Origin of the sequence: Arthrobacter woluwensis, assembly GCF_900105345.1 — a bacterium.
In the GTDB taxonomy this organism is placed as follows: domain Bacteria; phylum Actinomycetota; class Actinomycetes; order Actinomycetales; family Micrococcaceae; genus Arthrobacter_E; species Arthrobacter_E woluwensis.
Map to the genome: position 1 here is coordinate 1,937,951 of NZ_FNSN01000003.1, position 16,946 is coordinate 1,954,896.

Here is a 16,946-nt window from a genome sequence, read left to right on the forward strand (position 1 = left end):
ATGCTAAATCATCACGATCGTCCGGACCATGGATGCATCGTGTCCGCCAGGCGAACGGTGTGCGGACACGCGGGAGGCCCGGGACCGCGGAGGTGTGGCGGTCCCGGGCCTCGCTGGTGGCGTTACTTGCCCATGCCGGCGGTCATGCCGTCGATGATCCGCCGCCCGACCCACAGATACAGCACGACCATGGGAAACACGAGGATCACGATCCCGGCGAACAGGCCGCCCCAATCGGAGCTGTACTGCATGGCGGAATACAGGTTCAGGAGAGCGACCGGAAGGGTGCGCTGCTCCGGATCGGACACGATCAGCATCACGAGCAGCGCCGAATTCCACAGGCCGATGATGTTGAGCACCAGCACCGTTGTCAGCCCGGGCTTTGCCAGGGGGAGCACGATCTGCCGGAACAGAGTGAGCGGACCCGCGCCGTCGACCTCCGCCGCCTCCTCCACTTCGTGCGGAAGGGACCGGAAGAACCCGGTGAGGACGAAGACCGCGAACGGCAGCGAGAACACGACTTCGAAGATCAGCAGCGTGATCCGGTCGTCCCACCAGCCGGTGACCCAGTCCACCATGAAGCTGCTCAGGCCCAGCTTCGCGACCACGATCGGCACCGCGAGCGTCTGCAGCGGAATCGAGAGCCCGACGGCGAAATACGCCGTGAGCGGGCCGGCCACCTTCTTGCTCGACCGGGCCAGCACATAAGCGGCCGGCGCGGCGATCGCCACGATGAGCAGCGCCCCGAGCCCCGTGACGACCACGCTGTTGAGCGCCGCCTGGGCGAACTGCCCGAGCTCCCAGACCGTCCCGAAGTTCTTCCACTGCGGGTCGGTAGGCAGGGCGAACGGGTTCTGGATGATGTCGCCCGAGGTCTTGAGCGACTGGATGCCGATCCAGGCGACCAGCACCAGGTTGAAGGCCACCCACAGCCAGAGGGCCGCGACGGTCACGGACGGGACGAAGACGTTGCCGCAGAAGCGGCCGAGTTTCCTCATGAGAGCTCCACCTGTTCGCGGGCCGTGATCCGGCGGACCAGGACGATGAGGATGATGGTCAGGACGGTCACGATGACGCCCATGGCGGCGCCGGCCCCGAGGTCCGGCACGCCGCCGCTCACCACCACCGAGTTGTACTGCTGGACCGCCACGGTGCGGGCCTGGATCGGCGGCACGCCGACCGCGCCGCCTGTGGTGAAGGCGATGACGATCTCGAAGGTCTTGAGACTGTTCACCACCCACAGCACCGAGGCCACGGCGAACACGTCCCAGGAGAGTGGCAATGTGATGAAGCGGAATTGCTGCCACTTCGACGCGCCGGTCAGGAGAGCCGCCTCGTACAGGTCCTCCGGGATCGCGTCCATGGCCGAGAGCATGAGCGCGATGTACAGGCCGGTCGAAGACCAGACCACTCCGCCGATGATGCAGGCGAAGACGGTGTCGGGCCCGAGGAAGCCGATGGGCGCGATGCCGAAGAAGCCGAGGATCCGGTTCGCCACGCCGTCGGGGTTCAGCAGGAAGCCGATCGCCGCGCCGACCGCGATGGGGGAGATGATCACCGGCAGGAAGACCACGGAGCGGATGAACGCCCGGCCCTTCAGCTGGCGCAGCACCACCATGCTCAGAAAGGTGACGCCGAAGACGAGAGTCCCGCTGACCACCGCGAGCACCAGCGTGTTGCCGAAGGACCGGAGGAAGGCCTCATTGCCGAGGAGTGACACGTAGTTCTGCAGGCCGCGCCACGACATCTCCGAGCCCGGACCGGCCCACTTGGTCAGGCTGACCCAGACCCCGAAGAAGGACGGCGCCACGAACAGGAGCGTGTAGAGCGCCAGCGCCGGGCCGAGGAAGGCCCAGAAGACCTTCTCCCGCGACGGCAGCAGCGGCTTGCGGATCACCTCCGCCGGGGCGGTCCGGTTCTGTGGGACCGCCCCGGCATCCGCGAGGCGACTGGTCATTTCTGCCCGGCCATGATCTGAGCGGACTTCTGCTTGCCCTGCTGGACGAACTGGGCCGCGCTGATCTTGCCCTGCAGGAGCTGGTCGTCCAGGGGCAGGAACATGTCGTTCCACCAGGCCTTGTTGCCGGCGGCCGTGTCGTAGGTCAGGTGCACGTCCTTGGCGTCGGCCAGGGCCTTCTGAGCGTCCGAGAGGGCCTTGGGGGCGGGGACGTCGCTGCGGGCCGGGATGTTCTTGGCCTCGTCCGCGATGCGCTTCTGGTACTTGGACTGTTCGAAGAAGGCCAGGAACTTCTTGGCGTCCTCGGCGTTCTTGCCCTTGGCGTTCACCCCGAGGCCGAGTGCGCCGGCCTCCACGGAGTCCTTGCCGCCCACGGGAAGCTGGAAGGAACGGATCTGGGCGCCGGACGGGGTGGCGGAGGCGACTTCGCTGGCCAGCCAGGTGCCGTTGATGTTCAGATCGCACTTGCCCTGAACCCAGTCGTTCTGGGCGGCCGGGTACTTGGTGGCGATGAAGTTCGGCTGGAAGTAGCCGCCCTTGGCCAGCTGCTCCACCTTGCCCGCGGCCGCGAGGACCTCCGGCTTGTCCCATGCGTCCGAGGTCTTCTGGAGACCGAGCAGGCTGCCGGAGCCGCCGGCGTTCACCAGGGCGGAGTACAGCCAGTAGACGTTGTAGAACGGGACGGTCCCGTCCTGACAGATAGGGGTCCGGCCGGCGGCCTTGGCCTTGTTGAGGTACGCGACGAACTCATCCCAGGTCTTCGGGGGAGCGGACGCGAGTTCCGGGTGCTTGGCGGCGTCGAACCACACGGCGGTCGAGATGGCGGTGTGGGGGAGGAATCCGAGGCCCTTGTCGTCCGAGGCGGCCTTCTGCAGGGCCGCCGGCACCAGATCGCCGACCGTCTTGCCGTTCTCGCCCGGGACGGGCATCTTCAGCACGTCATCCACCGGGGCGGCCAGATTCTGGGCTCGCCAGGCGGGCAGGTTGTCCGAGCCGGCGTCGAACAGATCCGGCCCCTTCCCCGCGGCCATCTCGGTGGTCAGTGCGTCACCGCCCGTGCGCCCGACGAACTTGACGTCGACCTTGACGCCTTCCTGCTGGGCGAAGTCGTCCAGGGCGCTCTTGAGGATCTTGGCCTGCGGCTCGTCGGCGCTCCAGATGGAGCGATAGCTGAGCGTGCGCTCGGCGGCCGCCGAGGCGCTGTTCTTCTGGCCGCACGCAGAGGCGCCGGTGGCCACCGCGCCGGCCAGGACGACGGCGGTGAGGACCCGCAGTTTCTGGTTCTTCATGCTGTGTACTCCGATTCTTCCTGTTTCGTCATTGAAAGGTGTGTCGCTGAAAGTGCTGTGGGCGGGATCGTGACCACGGTGCCCTGCTTCCGGGCGGTCTCCGCGGCCCAGACCACCCGATGGGTGTCGAGGCTCTCGCGTCCGCTGCTGAGGATCCGGGAGGGATCGTCGTGGCGGAGGGCGGAGAAGAAGGCGTCCGCCAGGGATTCGTCGGCGCCCCCGTGCCCGCCGGCCATGGAGGCGTCATCGCCCCCGCCGGTGTCGATCTCGGTCCAGCTGTCCGAGACGAAATCATGAATCCGGAGATGGCGTCCGTCGCCGTCGATCGAGCCGTGCGTCCCGAAGATCCGGGTCTTGCGGTGCTCCAGGGCGGCGAAGGCCGTGACGGTGATGGTCGCCGTCGCGCCGGTGCCGAATTCGAGGGAGACGGTCTGGGTGTCCACCACGTCGTTGTCGCAGGCGTAGACGCAGCGTCCGTACGGGCCGGTGCGCAGCGCCCGCTCCACACCTTCGGGGGTGGCGTCCTCCGTGACGGCGGACAGCGGCCAGAACTCCTTCTCCGGATCGCCGAGGCACCCGAGGTAGAGCCGTTTGGCCGAGTACGGGCAGATGGCTTCCAGCGGGCAGTCCCAGCACCGGTCTGCCGCGCCTGCGGGGCGGGCCGCCGCCGTGAAGTGGGTGAGCGCGCCGAAGGAGGAGACACGCTGTGGGATTGCTCCCATCATGTAGGCAAGCCAATCGACGTCGTGGCAAGCTTTGGCCAGAAGGAGCGAGGCGGACTCCGCCTCCTTGCGCCAATTGCCGCGGACGAAGGAGTGAGCGTGATGCCACCAGCCCACCTGCTCCAGATGCTGCACATTGATCACTTGACCAATAGTGCCGTCTTCGAGGATCGTCCGCAGCGCCCGCGTGTAGGGGGAGTACCGCATGACGTGGCAGACGGCGAGGATGACGTCGTTCTCCTCCGCCGCCGCGAGGATGCGGGTGGCCTCCTCCTCGGTGGGGGCGATCGGCTTCTCCAGGAGGATGTGATAGCCCTTCCTGGCCGCCGCCACGGCAGGTCCGGTGTGCATCCGGTCCTGCGTGCCGATGATGACGCCGTCGGCCAGCCGTTCGCCGGCCAGGAGATCCTCCCATCCGCTGAAGACGTTCTCCGCCGGAATGCCGTGCTCTCGGGCGAACCGCTCGCGGCGCACCGGGTCCGGCTCCGCGACGGCGACGATCCGCACGGCGCCGGTCGCCCGGGCCCGCTGGGCGTAGACCGTGCTGCGGAGGCCGGCGCCGATCACCGCGAGGGTGGGTGCGTCCGCTGGAGGAGCGGACGCGATGGGACTTGCAGACTGCACGTGGTTCCCCTGACCATAGAAATTAAAAGAGGTTTCTTTAATCTGAGGTCCCGGGAACGGAACTGTCAAGACCTCGAGAAGGAGTGAATGTGGAATTGCGCCGAGGGGACACCTCCCGCCTGCGACGGCAGAACGCCGTCCTGACCATGCGACTGCTCCGTGAGCAGGGTGCGATGGGCCTGACCGAGCTGGCCACGCAGAGCGGGCTGTCCCGCCCCACTGTGGAAGGCATCGTGGATTCGCTCCTCGACGCCGGGTGGCTGTTCTCCCACGAGCCGGAGACCGGCCAGGTGGGCCGTCCGCGACGCCTGGTGGAATTCCGGGCGGACGCCGGCCACGTCATGGGTGTGGACATCGGATCGGTGACCGTGCGTGCCGTCGTGGCGGATCTCGCGGGAGAGCCGGTCGGCACGTCCTCAGCGTCGGTCCTGCCCGGGGACGGACGGGAGGCGCGCCTCCGGGCGGCACGTGCCGCCGCGTCTCAGGCCGTGGCCGACGCCGGCCTGACGCCGTCCGCGCTGTCCGCCGTCTGCGTCGGGACCACCGGCACGGTCAGCACCGCGGGCGTGGTCACCCACTCCGTCGCGCTGCCCGGGTGGGAGGGCGTCGATCTGGCCGGCGCTTTCGCCGAGGACTACTCCTGCCCCGTGGTGGTCGAGAACGACTGCAACCTCGCGGCGATGGCGGAGGCCTGGAAGGGCGTGGCCGCGGGCTACAGCGAGGTCGCGTACATCCACTGCGGCATGAGGACGGGTGCGGGACTCTTCATCAACGGGAAGCTGTACCGCGGCGCGCGCGGGCTCTCCGGCGAGATCGGGGCCCTCCCGCTGGTCGGCTGGCATCGCGCGCCGTCGCGACTCTCGGCCTTCTCCGGTCTGAGTGAGGGGACGCCCGGTGAATCCGTAGCGGCCACGGTGTTCGACGCCGCCAAGACCGGCGACGCCGAGGCCCGCTGGGCGGTCGAGCGCTATGCCAGCGATCTGGCGGAAGGCATCGCCGCGCTGGTCCTGACGCTCGATCCGGAACTCGTGGTCCTGGGCGGCGGCGTCTCGCGCTCCGGGGAGATCCTCCTGGAGCCGCTCGCCCGCTACCTGGCGCCGCTCTGCATCGAAGCGCCGCAGCTCAGCCTGTCCTCGCTGGGGGAACGCGCCGTCGTGTCGGGGGCCCTGCGCCATGCGCTGAACCTGGTGGACGATCAGCTGTACGACGTCGAGAGCGTGCTGCCCGCGCCCCTCGCCGCGGCATCCTGACCGCCGCCCGCCGGTTCGGCGGGGCTGGGAAAACCCTTGACGCGGGTCCGGACCGCCTGTACTTAATTAAAACTCCTTTCATTATTGAACTCGATGAGGAGTGCCATGAAGCGACGGACCAGCACCATCGGTGCCATCCTTGCCAGCAGCGGTGTCCTCCTGGCGACAGGCCTGGCTCCCGCCGTGGCCTTGCCGGGAGAGGTCACGGCGCCGGCCGGGATCCAGACGGCAGTGCAGACCGCCACCAGCTACTACGTCGACCCGGCGGGCAGCGACACGGCGGACGGCCTTTCTCCGGGCACCGCCTGGAAGAGCCTGTCCAAGGTCTCGGCCCAGACGTTCGGACCGGGGGACCGGGTCCTGTTCAAGGCCGGCGGGCAGTGGACCGGGCAGCTCGCCACGCACGGCTCCGGCGCGCCGGGCCAGCCGATCGTCGTCGGCGGCTATGGGACCGGGGCCAAGCCGCGGATCGACGGTGCGGGCGCCGTGGACGCCGCCGTGAAGGTGGAGAACGAACACGACATCACGATCGACGGGCTCGAGGTGACCAACACCAATGGAGGCGCCACTCCGCGGATCGGCATCCAGGTCACCGCGCGCGACTACGGTGCGGTGGACGGGGTGACCGTCCGGAACAGTTACGTCCACGGCATTCAGGGCGCCACGAGCGGCAACGACTCCTCGAATCCTTCGGTGGGCGGGATCATCGTCTCGGCTCTGGGCTCCACGACTCCCACCTTCTACCGGAACCTGCGCATCGAAGGCAATGAGGTGGCCGACTCCCGGTCCTACGGCATCGTGACGTGGTCCTCCTGGATGCAGCGCGAAGGCTGGAACGACCTCTGGGACTTCATGCCGGTCCCCGCGGGCGGCTACCGCGCCTGGACGCCGAGCACGGGCACGGTCGTCACGGGCAACACCGTCCATGACATCTCCGCCGGCGGCATCACGGTGATGCAGGCCCAGGGCGCCCGGATCGATCACAACCGGGTGGACAAGACCGCCCAGAACCACGGCAACGTCGGCATCTGGTGGGCTGGCGCCGATGACACGGTGGTCGAGTACAACGAGGTCTCCGGCACCAAGTACTGGGGCCTGGCGAGCGATGGCAACGGCTTCGACGCCGACGCCTCCGTGCACCGCAGCCTGGTGCAGTACAACTACAGCCACGACAACGAGGGCGGCTTCTTCATCGCCGTCTCCACCGGCACAGGTCCCGCGGAGGCGACCATCCGCTACAACGTGAGCCAGGGCGACGGCAATCAGATCTTCGCGCTGTCCACCAACGCGAAGAACATCGACATCTACAACAACACCATCTGGACCCCGCTGACGCCGTTCATCGCCAACAACCCTGATCGCGCCGAATTCAGCATGGTCAAGGTCTGGAACACCTCGGTCTCCAACGTCAGCTTCCGCAACAACATCATCTACAACGGCGCGGGCCTCGCCTACCGCGACTCCGCCGCCGTCACCTACGACCGCAATTTCTACCAGAGTGGACCCGTCCCGTCCCGTGAACGTGCGGCCCTCAGCGGAACGGCGGGCTTGAGCGCGCCCGGTGCGGCCACCTCGATCAATGATCTGGCCGGGTACGCCCCGACCGCGGGTTCGCCCGTCACCGCGCAGGGACTGGACATCCCGTTCGACGGCGGCCGGGACGTCCGGGGCACGCTGCTGCCCTCGGGCATGGCGGACCTCGGCGCGGTGCAGTCGACCGCGGGCGCGGGCCTGAACGAGGCGGCGCCGACGGTGACGACGAGCTTCGGCAACGGTCAGTCCACCGTGCCCGCCGCCATCGCCGACGGCAGCGACCTGACCCCCTGGGCGAGCCCGTCCAGCGGGGTCCAGTTCCCGGGGAACATCACCCTGGAGTTCGCGAGCCCTCGACCTGTGAAGGCCGTGGAGCTGGCGAGCATCTTCGGCGCAGGCCAGGGCATCAAGACCGTCGATGTGCAGAGCTGGGATGGCTCCGCCTGGGTCACGCAGCTCTCCAACGCTCAGATCACCTGGACCGGCAACTCTGCGGCCGTCGAACGCAAGACGGTCCAGCTGCCGTCCGCCGTGACCACGGGCAAGATCCGGCTGGTCGTCAAGGCGGCCAACCTGACCTGGGGCAATCTGGCGGTCAGCGAGATCTCGACGCGCTGACCCGGGCTCGATCACCGAGCAGAGCCACCGGTCTCAACCACCGAGCCGGCCGGACGCCGGGCCTCCTTGAGGTCCGGCGCCCGGCCTGCGAGAGTGGGCGTGGCTCCGTCACGCCCCGCGCCGGGTCCAGATCCGGCGGCACCACCAGCACACCGAAAGGCGGCAGACGACATGCCCGCAGCGAAGAAGCAGCACATCCTGGTGATCGGCGTGGACGGCTGCCGTCACGACAGCCTCCTGAAAGCCAATACGCCGCATCTCGACGCGCTGGCAGGGCAGGGATTCCTGGCGCCCGTGCGCGTCGACGATCGTAACCCCACCATCTCCGGGCCGGTCTGGTCCACGGTCGCGAGCGGCGTGTACTCGGACCTGCACGGCATCCGGGACAACCAGCTCGCGGGCCATCGGCTGGGGGAGTACCCGGACTTCCTGAGCCGCGTGCGGGAGCAGGTGCCCGGGGCCACGACGTTCGCCGCGGCGGCCTGGGGACCCCTCGTGACGGAGTCCGCCGGGGGTCCGGTCTTCGCGCCGGGCGGCTACCGGCCCGGCCTGCCGGTCGATTCCGAGGAAGGGGAACTGGATGTCATCGAGGTCATGGACGAGGCGGTGACATCCCGGGTGGCGCGCACGCTGCTCCACGACGCGCCGACGGTCACTTTCGCCTACCTGCTCCTGGTCGACATGGTCGGGCACCACGAGGGGGTCACGCCCCGCTACCAGGAGGCGATCGAACGCTGTGACGAGCAGATCGGGGTCATGCTCGCCGCGATCGAACAGCGTCCCAGCCGGAGCGAGGAGGACTGGACCGTGATCGTCCTGACCGACCACGGTCATCGCGACGCCGGGCACCACGGCGGCGACAGCGACGAGGAACGCACGGCCTGGATGTGCGCCGCGGGCCCCGGTCTCGGCGGACCCGGCCAGCGCGCCGACGTGGACCATGCGGACGTCCACCCGCACATCCTGTCCCTCCTCGGGATCGAACCCGAACCGTCCTGGGGACTCGTGGGGAGCCCCCTCGGCTGAGCCCCGCGGAGGCGCCGTCGCCCCGTGACGGACGACGACGGCGCCGCGAGCCCGGGTGCCGGCGCAGGGCACGGCGGGGGTCGCCGTCGTCGTGTCCACAGGGTGGTCTCAGGCCCGCGGAGGGAGTGCCCGGCCGATAGGATCGGAAGGGCCGACATCAACCCGAGGAGTTCCCGCGTGACCAGCCAGCAGCCCTTCCGTCCCCGCGCCGTCTTCCTGGACATCGACGGCACCTACGCGGACCACGGCCTGGTCCCGGACGCACATGTCGAGGCGGTTCAGCTGGCGCGGAGCGTCGGGCACAAGGTGTTCCTGTGCACCGGGCGGCCTCTCGCGATGATCGCGGACCGCATCCTGGATCCTGGTTTCGACGGCGTCGTCTCCGGTGCCGGCGCCCGTGTCGACGTAGGCGGCGAGACCCTGCGGGACACGCGGTTCGAGCAGGGCCTGGCGGATCGCGTGATCGAGGCGCTCGACGCCCACCACGCCGCCTACATCCTGGAAGCTCCGCATGCTCTGCACGGCCGCCATGGGGTGGATCAGCGGCTCCGCGAGGTGCTGGCCCCCATCTTCGCGGGGCGGGAGACGAGCCCGGGGCGGCACAGTGCCACGGTGGATCCCGCGGCGGACATCCTCGGTCCCATGCAATATGCCGATGACTTGCGCGGCACGTCCTTCGCGAAGGTCTCCTGCTTCGCTTCGGACACTCCGCTGACCGAGGTGATCGCCGAACTCGGCCCCGAGGTGGGGCTCGTGCCCAGCTCGCTGTCCGCGCTCGGTGACACGGCCGGGGAGATCTTCGTCGCGGGAACCCACAAGGCGGTGGGCATCCAGGTGGTCCAGGATCACCTGGGACTGGCCCGCGAGGACATCATCGCGATCGGTGACAGCGCCAACGACCTGGAGATGCTCGAGTACGCGGGGATCGGGATCGCCGTGGAGGGTGCGGCGCCGGACCTTGTGGCGGTGTCGGACCGCATGACGGCCGGCCCTGCGGAGCACGGGGTGGCCAGGGCTCTGGCGGAACTCGGCCTGCTGGGCTGACGCCCGGCCGGGCGTCAGCCCAGCCCGCCCGCTCAGCCGCTCCCGTTCGGCAGCGGGAGTTCAGCCCCGGGAGTCGTCCGCCATGCGGGCCAGGTGCAGGGTGAGATAGGCGACCTCGTCGTCCGTGAGCTCCTGATCCAGCCGGAGCTCCAGCACGGACTGGAGTTTCACCGCGGTGGCGTAGTCCGACGGGTAAGCCTCCCGGATCGCCGTGAACAGCTTGTCATTGCCTTCGTTGAGCTGTCGCCCGGCATGGGCCCGCACGAAGAAGTACCGCAGGTGGGTGATGAAGCGGGCCGCGTTCACCGAGTCGCGGTCGAACGGGCGCCCGTAGGCGGTCTCCATGACCTCGAACAGCTGGGTCAGCACGCCCGTCATGCGGTAGGTGTACGCCAGGTTGCCCGTGGAGAATCCCGCGTTGACCAGGTGCAGCGCGACCGCCACAGACTCCTCCTCCGGGAGGCTCACTTCGAGGGCTGCGTTGACGTGCTCCACGATCCGGCGGGCCATGCGGAACTCGTGAGGGTAGAGGTGCAGGACTTCGGAGCGCAGCGGGTACTCGAGCCGGATGCCCTGCCGGACGCGCTTGATGGCGAAGCTCAGGTGATCGGCCAGGGCCACCAGGAGCGTCGATCCCACGGCGTCGCTGAACTCGGCGGACACGGCCTTGAGCGCCTGGTCGGCCAGCAGCAGATGCTCGGGCGGGATCGCGGCCACCACGGCCCCGAAGTTGTCCGGGTCGCGGCCGTTCTCCGGCACGAAGACCCGGATCACCTTGGCCGGGTCCACCTGCTGGCCCGGCTTGGCCTGGAAGCCGAGGCCCCGGCCGGTCAGGATGGTCTCCTGCCCCGCGTCGTTGCGGGCCAGGACGACGTTGTTGTTGAAAACGCGGAGGATCTCCACGATGGGTGCTGCCTGTCTGTCGGAATCGGTCGGAACGTCCCGGAAGAGCTCCTGGGGAGAGGATACGGCCGTGTGGCGGGACCGGGCGGTCCCGCCACACGGCAGGGATGCGGACGAGGTCAGGCGAGGTTGGCGCCGTTGGCGGCGATCACGTCCCGGTACCAGCCGAAGGACTTCTTCCGGTAGCGCTCCAGGGTGCCCGAGCCGTCGTCGTTCCGGTCCACGTAGATGAACCCGTAGCGCTTGCTCAGCTGCGCCGTGGAGGCGCTGACGATGTCGATGCAGCCCCACGTCGTGTAGCCGAGGACCTGCGCGCCGTCGGCGATGGCCTCGCGCACCTGGACGAGGTGATCGTTCAGGTAGCGGATCCGGTAGTCGTCCTCCACGGTCTTCACACCGTCCACCTCGACCAGCCGGTCCTTGGCGCCCAGGCCGTTCTCCACGATGAAGAGCGGCTTCTGCCAGCGCTCCCAGTAGTCGTTGAGCACCACGCGCAGGCCCTGAGGGTCGATCTGCCAACCCCATTCGGAGGCCTCGAGGGTTGGGTTGGGCACCCCGCCCATGATGTTGCCGGGCCCCTGGACCTGGTGGTCCGGATCGGCGGTCTCACAGATGCTCATGTAGTAGCTGAAGGAGACGAAGTCGACCGTGTTCCGCAGGTCCTCCCGGTCCTGGTCGGTGATCTCCAATTCGATGCCGTTGTCCCGGAAGAAGCGGAGGAGATAGCCCGGATACTCACCACGGCAGTGGATGTCACCGAACGCGTAGCTGGCGTGAGCGGTGTCCATCGCCTTCACGACGTCGGCCGGAGCAGGCGTCAGCGGATACACCGGGAGTGCGAGGATCATGCAGCCGACCTTGGCTTCCGGCATGATCTCGCGGGCCAGGCGCGTCACCCGGGCGGACGCCACGAGCTCGTGGTGGATGGCCTGGTAGAGGTCGGAGTCCGTCAGGTCCTCGCGGGGCGTCGGGATGCCGCCGGACATGAACGGCTCGTGGATGACCGAGTTGATCTCGTTGAAGGTGAGCCAGTGCTTCACGCGGGAGCCGAAGCGCTCGAACAGCACCCGGGCGTACCGCTCGTAGAACCCGATCAGCTCCCGGTTGGTCCAGCCGCCGTACTGCCGTGCGAGATGCAGCGGCGTCTCGTAGTGGCTGATGGTCACGAGGGGCTCGATGCCGTGCTTCTCCAGCTCGTCCAGAACCCGGTCGTAGTAGGCGAGACCTTCCTCATTCGGCTCGGTCTCGTCGCCGCGCGGGAAGATGCGGCTCCACGCGATGGAGAAGCGGTAGACCTTGAACCCCATCTCGGCGAAGAGTGCGATGTCCTCCACATACCGGTGATAGGAATCCACGGCGATCTGCTTCAGGTTGTCCGGCGTGGGACCCTCGGTCGGGGGCGTGGTGATGCCGTGCGGCATGACGTCCTGGATGGACAGGCCCTTGCCGCCTTCGGCATAGGCGCCCTCCACCTGGTTCGCGGCGGTCGCGCCGCCCCAGAGGAAGCCTTCCGGGAAGGGGCCGGTCGCGGGCCGGGTCACGGTGTTGCTCATGCTGGTGCTCCTTGTGTTCTTCTCAATGCCGTCTTCTTTTCGGGACCGGATCAGAGTTCGACGTCGAGCGCCGGCACCCCGTGCGTCAGGCGGCCCTGGGCGAGCGGCACGACGGCCGTGAGGTCTTTGGTGTTGGTGACCACCATGAGGGTGGTGGTGTCGTAGCCGGCCTCCAGAACCTTGGCGCGGTCGACGGTGGCGAGCAGGGCGCCGGCCTCGACGCGGTCACCGCGCGACACGGCGGACACGAATCCCTCGCCCTTCATCTGCACGGTGTCGATGCCGATGTGCACCAGCACCTCGACGCCGTCGTCCGACTTGATGCCGTAGGCGTGGCCGGTCTTCATGACGGCCTGGACGGTGCCGGAGACGGGGGAGTAGACCCGGTCCTCCTCGGGGACGATCCCGAGGCCCGCACCCATGGCGCCCGAGGCGAAGACCTTGTCCGGGACGTCGGCCAGGGCGACGACCGCCCCGGTGACGGGAGCCAGGACGGTGATGTTCCCGGCGGCGGCCACGGCGGGGCCGGCCGGTTCCTGCGCGGCGGCTGCGGCGTCGTCGTCCGCCTGCTCGCGGGGTCCGAAGAAGAAGGTGAGGAGGAAGGCGATGAGCACCGCGGCCAGGACGCCCAGCATGAGGACGGCGAAGCTGCCGACCTGGGAGAAGGCGGGAAGGGAGAGCAGGGACGGGAACACGAACGCCGTGGCCGCGCTGCCGCCCATGCCCGCGATCGCACCGCCGACGGCGCCGCCCGCGATGCCGAAGTAGAAGGGCTTCTTCAGGGGGAGGTTGACGCCGTAGATGCCTGGCTCGGTGACGCCGGCGAGGAAACCGGACAGGGCGGCGGGCGCGGCCACGGCCCGGCGCTTGGCGCTCCGGCTGCGGAGGGCGACGGCGAGCATCGAAGCGGCCTGGGCGAGCACGGCCGGGACGACCGGGCCGAACATGATCGAGTAGTGCAGGGTGGCGAGGTCGGTCGCCATGAGCGGGACGAAGCCCCAGTGCAGGCCGAAGAGGACGAAGACCTGCCACAGGCCGCCCATGATGGCGCCCGCCAGCCAGGGGGCGAAACCGAAGATCGCCGAGACGCCGTTCGAGATGCCGGCCGAGATGAAGGTGGTGACCGGGCCGACGGTCATGAGGGTGAGCGGGACCATGATCGCGATGCAGAGGAGCGGCACCAGGAAGTTGCGGACGGCCGAGGGAAGGATCTTCAGCAGGAAGCGCTCGAGGTGACCGAGCAGCCAGACCGCCACGAGGATCGGGATGACCGAGCTGGTGTAGTTCATCATCACGACCGGGATCCCGGCGAACGCGACGGGCTTGCCGTCGGCCGCGAGGGCGACGATGGTCGGGTAGACGAGGGCGCCGGCGATCGCCATGGCCGTGAACTGGTTCGCCTTGAAGCGGCGGGCCGCCGTCACGGCGAGGAAGATGGGCAGGAAATAGAAGAGCGCATCGGCGGCCGCGGCCAGGATGATGTAGCTCTGATCGGTGGCTTTGATCCAGCCGAAGGTGGTGGCCATGGTGAGGAAGGCCTTGAAGAGACCCGATCCGGCGAGCGGCCACAGCATCGGGGTGAAGATCCCGGAGACCATGTCGATGAAGCGGTTGAACAGATTGCCCTGGGTGGGGGCGTCGCCCCCGGCGCCCGCGTCTTCGGACCCGAAGCGCGTGATCCGGCTCAGCTCCGCGTAGACGGTGGGGACGTCGTTGCCGATGACCACCTGGTACTGGCCTCCGGCCTTCATCACGGTGATGACGCCGGGGAGCTTCTCGATGGCGCCCGTGTCGGCCTTCCCCTCGTCCTTGAGGCGCAAGCGCAGGCGGGTGGCGCAGTGCACGGCGCTGGACACGTTGTCCTCTCCGCCGACCTCCCGCAGGATGTCGGCGGCCAGCGACCGGTAATCGACCGATGCCATGGTGGGTCCTTTCTTCCGCTGTTCCGGGCCCACATTGGCCCGGAAACGACAAAAGACCTAGGACCCACCCACAGGGGTGTTTCCTAGGTCTTGCCCCGGTCCATCCCGGGTCACAATCCTTCGTGGCCTCAGAGGACCACAAAACTTGAAGATACACGTGATCTGATTCACAGGCAAGTGGCGCGGGCCGGCTTCGCCACCGCTTCCGCGAAATGTGGCCGAAACGCGGATTTACCCCGCCGACACACGTCGATACCTCACCGAAACACCAGCGTCATCACGGGGGCATCGCGGCTCCGTAGCGTGCTGAGCAGGAACCTCATCCGACCACCAGGAGGCAGCTCTTGACGCAGGACACCCTCACCACACCCCAGACCCCACCGTCTCAGCAGGCGTCACCTCAGGACGCCGCCGCCCAGGCGGCGACCCGGGAGAGCCTGGAGGACTACACCCTCCGCTTCGCACCGCGCTCCTACCGGAAGTGGGGCGTCGGCGTCGTCGCAACCAGTGCGCTGGGCGGCATCGCCTACCTCGCCGACTTCGCGATCGGCGCCAACATCGGCATGGCGTACGGCACGGTCAACGCGCTGCTCGGCATCGCGATCGCGGCCGTGATCATCTTCGTGACCGGCTTCCCGCTGGCCTACTACGCGGCGCGCTACAACATCGATCTGGATCTCATCACCCGCGGCTCCGGCTTCGGCTACTACGGCTCCATCCTGACCAACGTCATCTTCGCCGTCTTCACCTTCATCTTCTTCGCCCTCGAAGGCTCGATCATGGCGCAGGGCCTTGAACTGGGCCTCGGCATCCCGCGCTGGCTGGGCTATCTGATCTCCTCCGTGCTGATCATCCCGCTCGTCATCTTCGGCATGAACGCCCTGGCGAAGCTCCAGGTCTGGACCACCCCGCTGTGGCTCCTGCTCATGGTGGTGCCGCTCGTGTATCTCGTGGCGGCGCACCCGGATTCGCTCGGCGCCTTCCTCAGTTACCAGGGCACCTCGGGACAGGGCGGGGTGGATCTTGCCTCGGCCATGCTCGCCGCCGGTGTCTGCCTCTCGCTCATGGCGCAGATCGCCGAGCAGATCGACTACCTGCGCTTCATGCCGCCCAAGACGCCGGAGAACAGCCGCTCCTGGTGGCGCGCCGTGATCCTGGCCGGCCCGGGCTGGGTGGTGTTCGGCGCGATCAAGCAGGCGGTCGGTCTCTTCATCGCGGTGTACCTCGTCGCACGGCTCGACCCGGCGGCGTCGGCGACGGCGAATGAGCCGGTGCACCAGTTCCTCGGCGTCTACCGGGAGATGATGCCGCCGTGGCTCGCCATGACGCTCGCGGTGGTCCTGGTGGTCATCTCGCAGATCAAGATCAACGTGACCAACGCCTACTCCGGTTCGCTGGCCTGGACCAACTCCTTCACGCGGCTCACCCGTCGCTACCCGGGGCGGCTCGTGTTCGTGGTGGTCAACGTGGGCATCGCCCTCGTCCTGATGGAGGCGGACATGTTCTCCTTCCTCAACGCGATCCTCGGCTTCTACGCGAACTGCGCCATGGCCTGGGTGGTCACGGTCGCCACGGACATCGGCATCAACAAGTACGTCCTGAAGATCTCCCCGAAGATCCCGGAGTTCCGCCGCGGCATGCTCTACGCGATCAATCCGGTGGGCTTCGTCTCGATGATCCTCTCGGCGGGCCTCTCGATCGCGGTGTTCTTCGGGGCCTTCGGTCCGGCGATCCAGCCGTTCTCGCCCGTGGTCGCCGTCCTGGTCGCGTTCATCGCCACCCCGCTCATGGCCATCCTCACCGGAGGCAAGTTCTACCTGCGCCGCGCCGACGACGGCGTCGACCTGCCGATGTTCGACGAGCACGGCAACCCCTCCGGGGAGACGCTGCTGTGTCACGTGACGGGGCTGGAATTCGAACGTCCTGACATGATCCGCTCCGCCGTGGACGGGCCGGAGGGCGAGATCCGCTACGTGTCCTCCCTCGCTCTCGCGACGGACCGCAGCGGCGCGCACGTCCTGCCTGCCGACCCGCGGTGAGGCGGCGACGGCCGCGAGCCCGTCGGTAACAAACAGCGACACGCCACGGTTCTGTTGCCCCATGAAACAGATCCGCTGCTTGTGGTCGTACGATCAAATTCCCCCACCTCGTGAGTGCCGGAACCCCTGAGCCGTCACTCCTGTCAGCAGGAGCCTCCCCATGCGCCTTTCCCCACGTGAGCAGGAAAAACTGATGATCGTGGTCGCCGCCGATCTGGCGCGGCGCAGACAGGCCCGCGGGCTGAAACTCAACTATCCCGAGGCGATCGCCATCCTCAGCTACGAACTGATCGAAGGGGCGCGGGACGGCCGGTCGGTGGCAGAACTCATGTCCTGGGGCGCCACGATCCTCCGGCGCGAGGACGTCATGGAAGGGGTGCCGGAGATGATCCACGACGTCCAGATCGAGGCCACCTTCCCCGACGGCACCAAGCTCGTCACCGTCCACGAACCGATCCGTTAGGCC

General features: G+C 68.2%; 13 protein-coding genes. 6 read left to right on the top strand and 7 right to left on the bottom strand.

Features of this window, described 5'->3' with window-relative positions; genetic code table 11:
* Nucleotides 1-122: 122 nt before the first annotated feature.
* Genes BLV63_RS09505 through BLV63_RS09520 form a run of 4 tightly spaced genes read right to left on the bottom strand, consistent with a single transcriptional unit; the run spans nucleotide 123 to nucleotide 4,592 of the window.
* Nucleotides 123-998: a carbohydrate ABC transporter permease gene (locus BLV63_RS09505; RefSeq protein WP_066212110.1), complete on the bottom strand. Its 876-nt coding sequence runs from the start codon at nucleotides 996-998 to the stop codon at nucleotides 123-125.
* The gene (locus BLV63_RS09510; protein WP_066212113.1) at nucleotides 995-1,957 is read right to left on the bottom strand and encodes a carbohydrate ABC transporter permease; all 963 of its coding nucleotides are present in this window, start codon (nucleotides 1,955-1,957) and stop codon (nucleotides 995-997) included. Before BLV63_RS09510 ends, BLV63_RS09505 begins: the two co-directional genes overlap by 4 nt.
* Entirely contained in the window at nucleotides 1,954-3,246 is a 1,293-nt protein-coding gene (locus BLV63_RS09515) for an ABC transporter substrate-binding protein (RefSeq protein ID WP_066212116.1), read from the bottom strand. The genes BLV63_RS09510 and BLV63_RS09515 overlap by 4 nt, the downstream gene beginning before the upstream one ends.
* A complete protein-coding gene (locus BLV63_RS09520; RefSeq protein ID WP_217640448.1) occupies nucleotides 3,243-4,592 on the bottom strand; it encodes a Gfo/Idh/MocA family protein in 1,350 nt (449 codons plus the stop codon). Before BLV63_RS09520 ends, BLV63_RS09515 begins: the two co-directional genes overlap by 4 nt.
* An 89-nt stretch (nucleotides 4,593-4,681) precedes the next feature.
* On the opposite strand from BLV63_RS09520, the gene BLV63_RS09525 reads away from it, so the two are divergent.
* The 4 genes from BLV63_RS09525 (at nucleotide 4,682) to BLV63_RS09540 (ending at nucleotide 10,063) form a co-directional block, all read left to right on the top strand.
* On the top strand, nucleotides 4,682-5,842 hold the full coding sequence (locus BLV63_RS09525) for an ROK family transcriptional regulator (RefSeq protein WP_066212118.1): 1,161 nt from the start codon (nucleotides 4,682-4,684) through the stop codon (nucleotides 5,840-5,842).
* A 105-nt stretch (nucleotides 5,843-5,947) separates the two neighbouring features.
* A complete protein-coding gene (locus tag BLV63_RS09530) occupies nucleotides 5,948-7,993 on the top strand; it encodes a right-handed parallel beta-helix repeat-containing protein (protein ID WP_066212122.1) in 2,046 nt (681 codons plus the stop codon).
* A 171-nt stretch (nucleotides 7,994-8,164) separates the two neighbouring features.
* Nucleotides 8,165-9,019 (top strand): alkaline phosphatase family protein, encoded by an 855-nt coding sequence (locus tag BLV63_RS09535; protein WP_066212124.1) that lies wholly within the window; start codon nucleotides 8,165-8,167, stop codon nucleotides 9,017-9,019.
* A gap of 177 nt (nucleotides 9,020-9,196) precedes the next feature.
* Complete coding sequence (locus tag BLV63_RS09540; RefSeq protein ID WP_066212126.1) at nucleotides 9,197-10,063, top strand: HAD hydrolase family protein; 867 nt, start codon at nucleotides 9,197-9,199, stop codon at nucleotides 10,061-10,063.
* Nucleotides 10,064-10,123: 60 nt separating this feature from the next.
* Here the strand turns inward: BLV63_RS09540 and BLV63_RS09545 are convergent, their stop codons facing one another.
* The 3 genes from BLV63_RS09545 to BLV63_RS09555 all read right to left on the bottom strand — a co-directional run bounded on the left by BLV63_RS09545 (nucleotide 10,124) and on the right by BLV63_RS09555 (nucleotide 14,441).
* Entirely contained in the window at nucleotides 10,124-10,966 is an 843-nt protein-coding gene (locus BLV63_RS09545) for a PRD domain-containing protein (protein WP_066212128.1), read from the bottom strand.
* Nucleotides 10,967-11,085: 119 nt separating this feature from the next.
* Nucleotides 11,086-12,519: a glycoside hydrolase family 1 protein gene (locus BLV63_RS09550; protein ID WP_066212130.1), complete on the bottom strand. Its 1,434-nt coding sequence runs from the start codon at nucleotides 12,517-12,519 to the stop codon at nucleotides 11,086-11,088.
* A gap of 50 nt (nucleotides 12,520-12,569) precedes the next feature.
* Nucleotides 12,570-14,441, bottom strand: a complete 1,872-nt coding sequence (locus BLV63_RS09555) for a beta-glucoside-specific PTS transporter subunit IIABC (RefSeq protein WP_066212132.1) — start codon at nucleotides 14,439-14,441, stop codon at nucleotides 12,570-12,572.
* A 344-nt stretch (nucleotides 14,442-14,785) separates the two neighbouring features.
* Here BLV63_RS09555 and BLV63_RS09560 point away from each other — a divergent pair, with 344 nt between their 5' ends.
* Together BLV63_RS09560 and BLV63_RS09565 are read left to right on the top strand one after the other, a co-directional pair.
* The gene (locus tag BLV63_RS09560; RefSeq protein ID WP_066212134.1) at nucleotides 14,786-16,480 is read left to right on the top strand and encodes a purine-cytosine permease family protein; all 1,695 of its coding nucleotides are present in this window, start codon (nucleotides 14,786-14,788) and stop codon (nucleotides 16,478-16,480) included.
* Nucleotides 16,481-16,640: 160 nt separating this feature from the next.
* Nucleotides 16,641-16,943 (top strand): urease subunit gamma, encoded by a 303-nt coding sequence (locus BLV63_RS09565; RefSeq protein ID WP_066212136.1) that lies wholly within the window; start codon nucleotides 16,641-16,643, stop codon nucleotides 16,941-16,943.
* Nucleotides 16,944-16,946 lie beyond the last annotated feature (3 nt).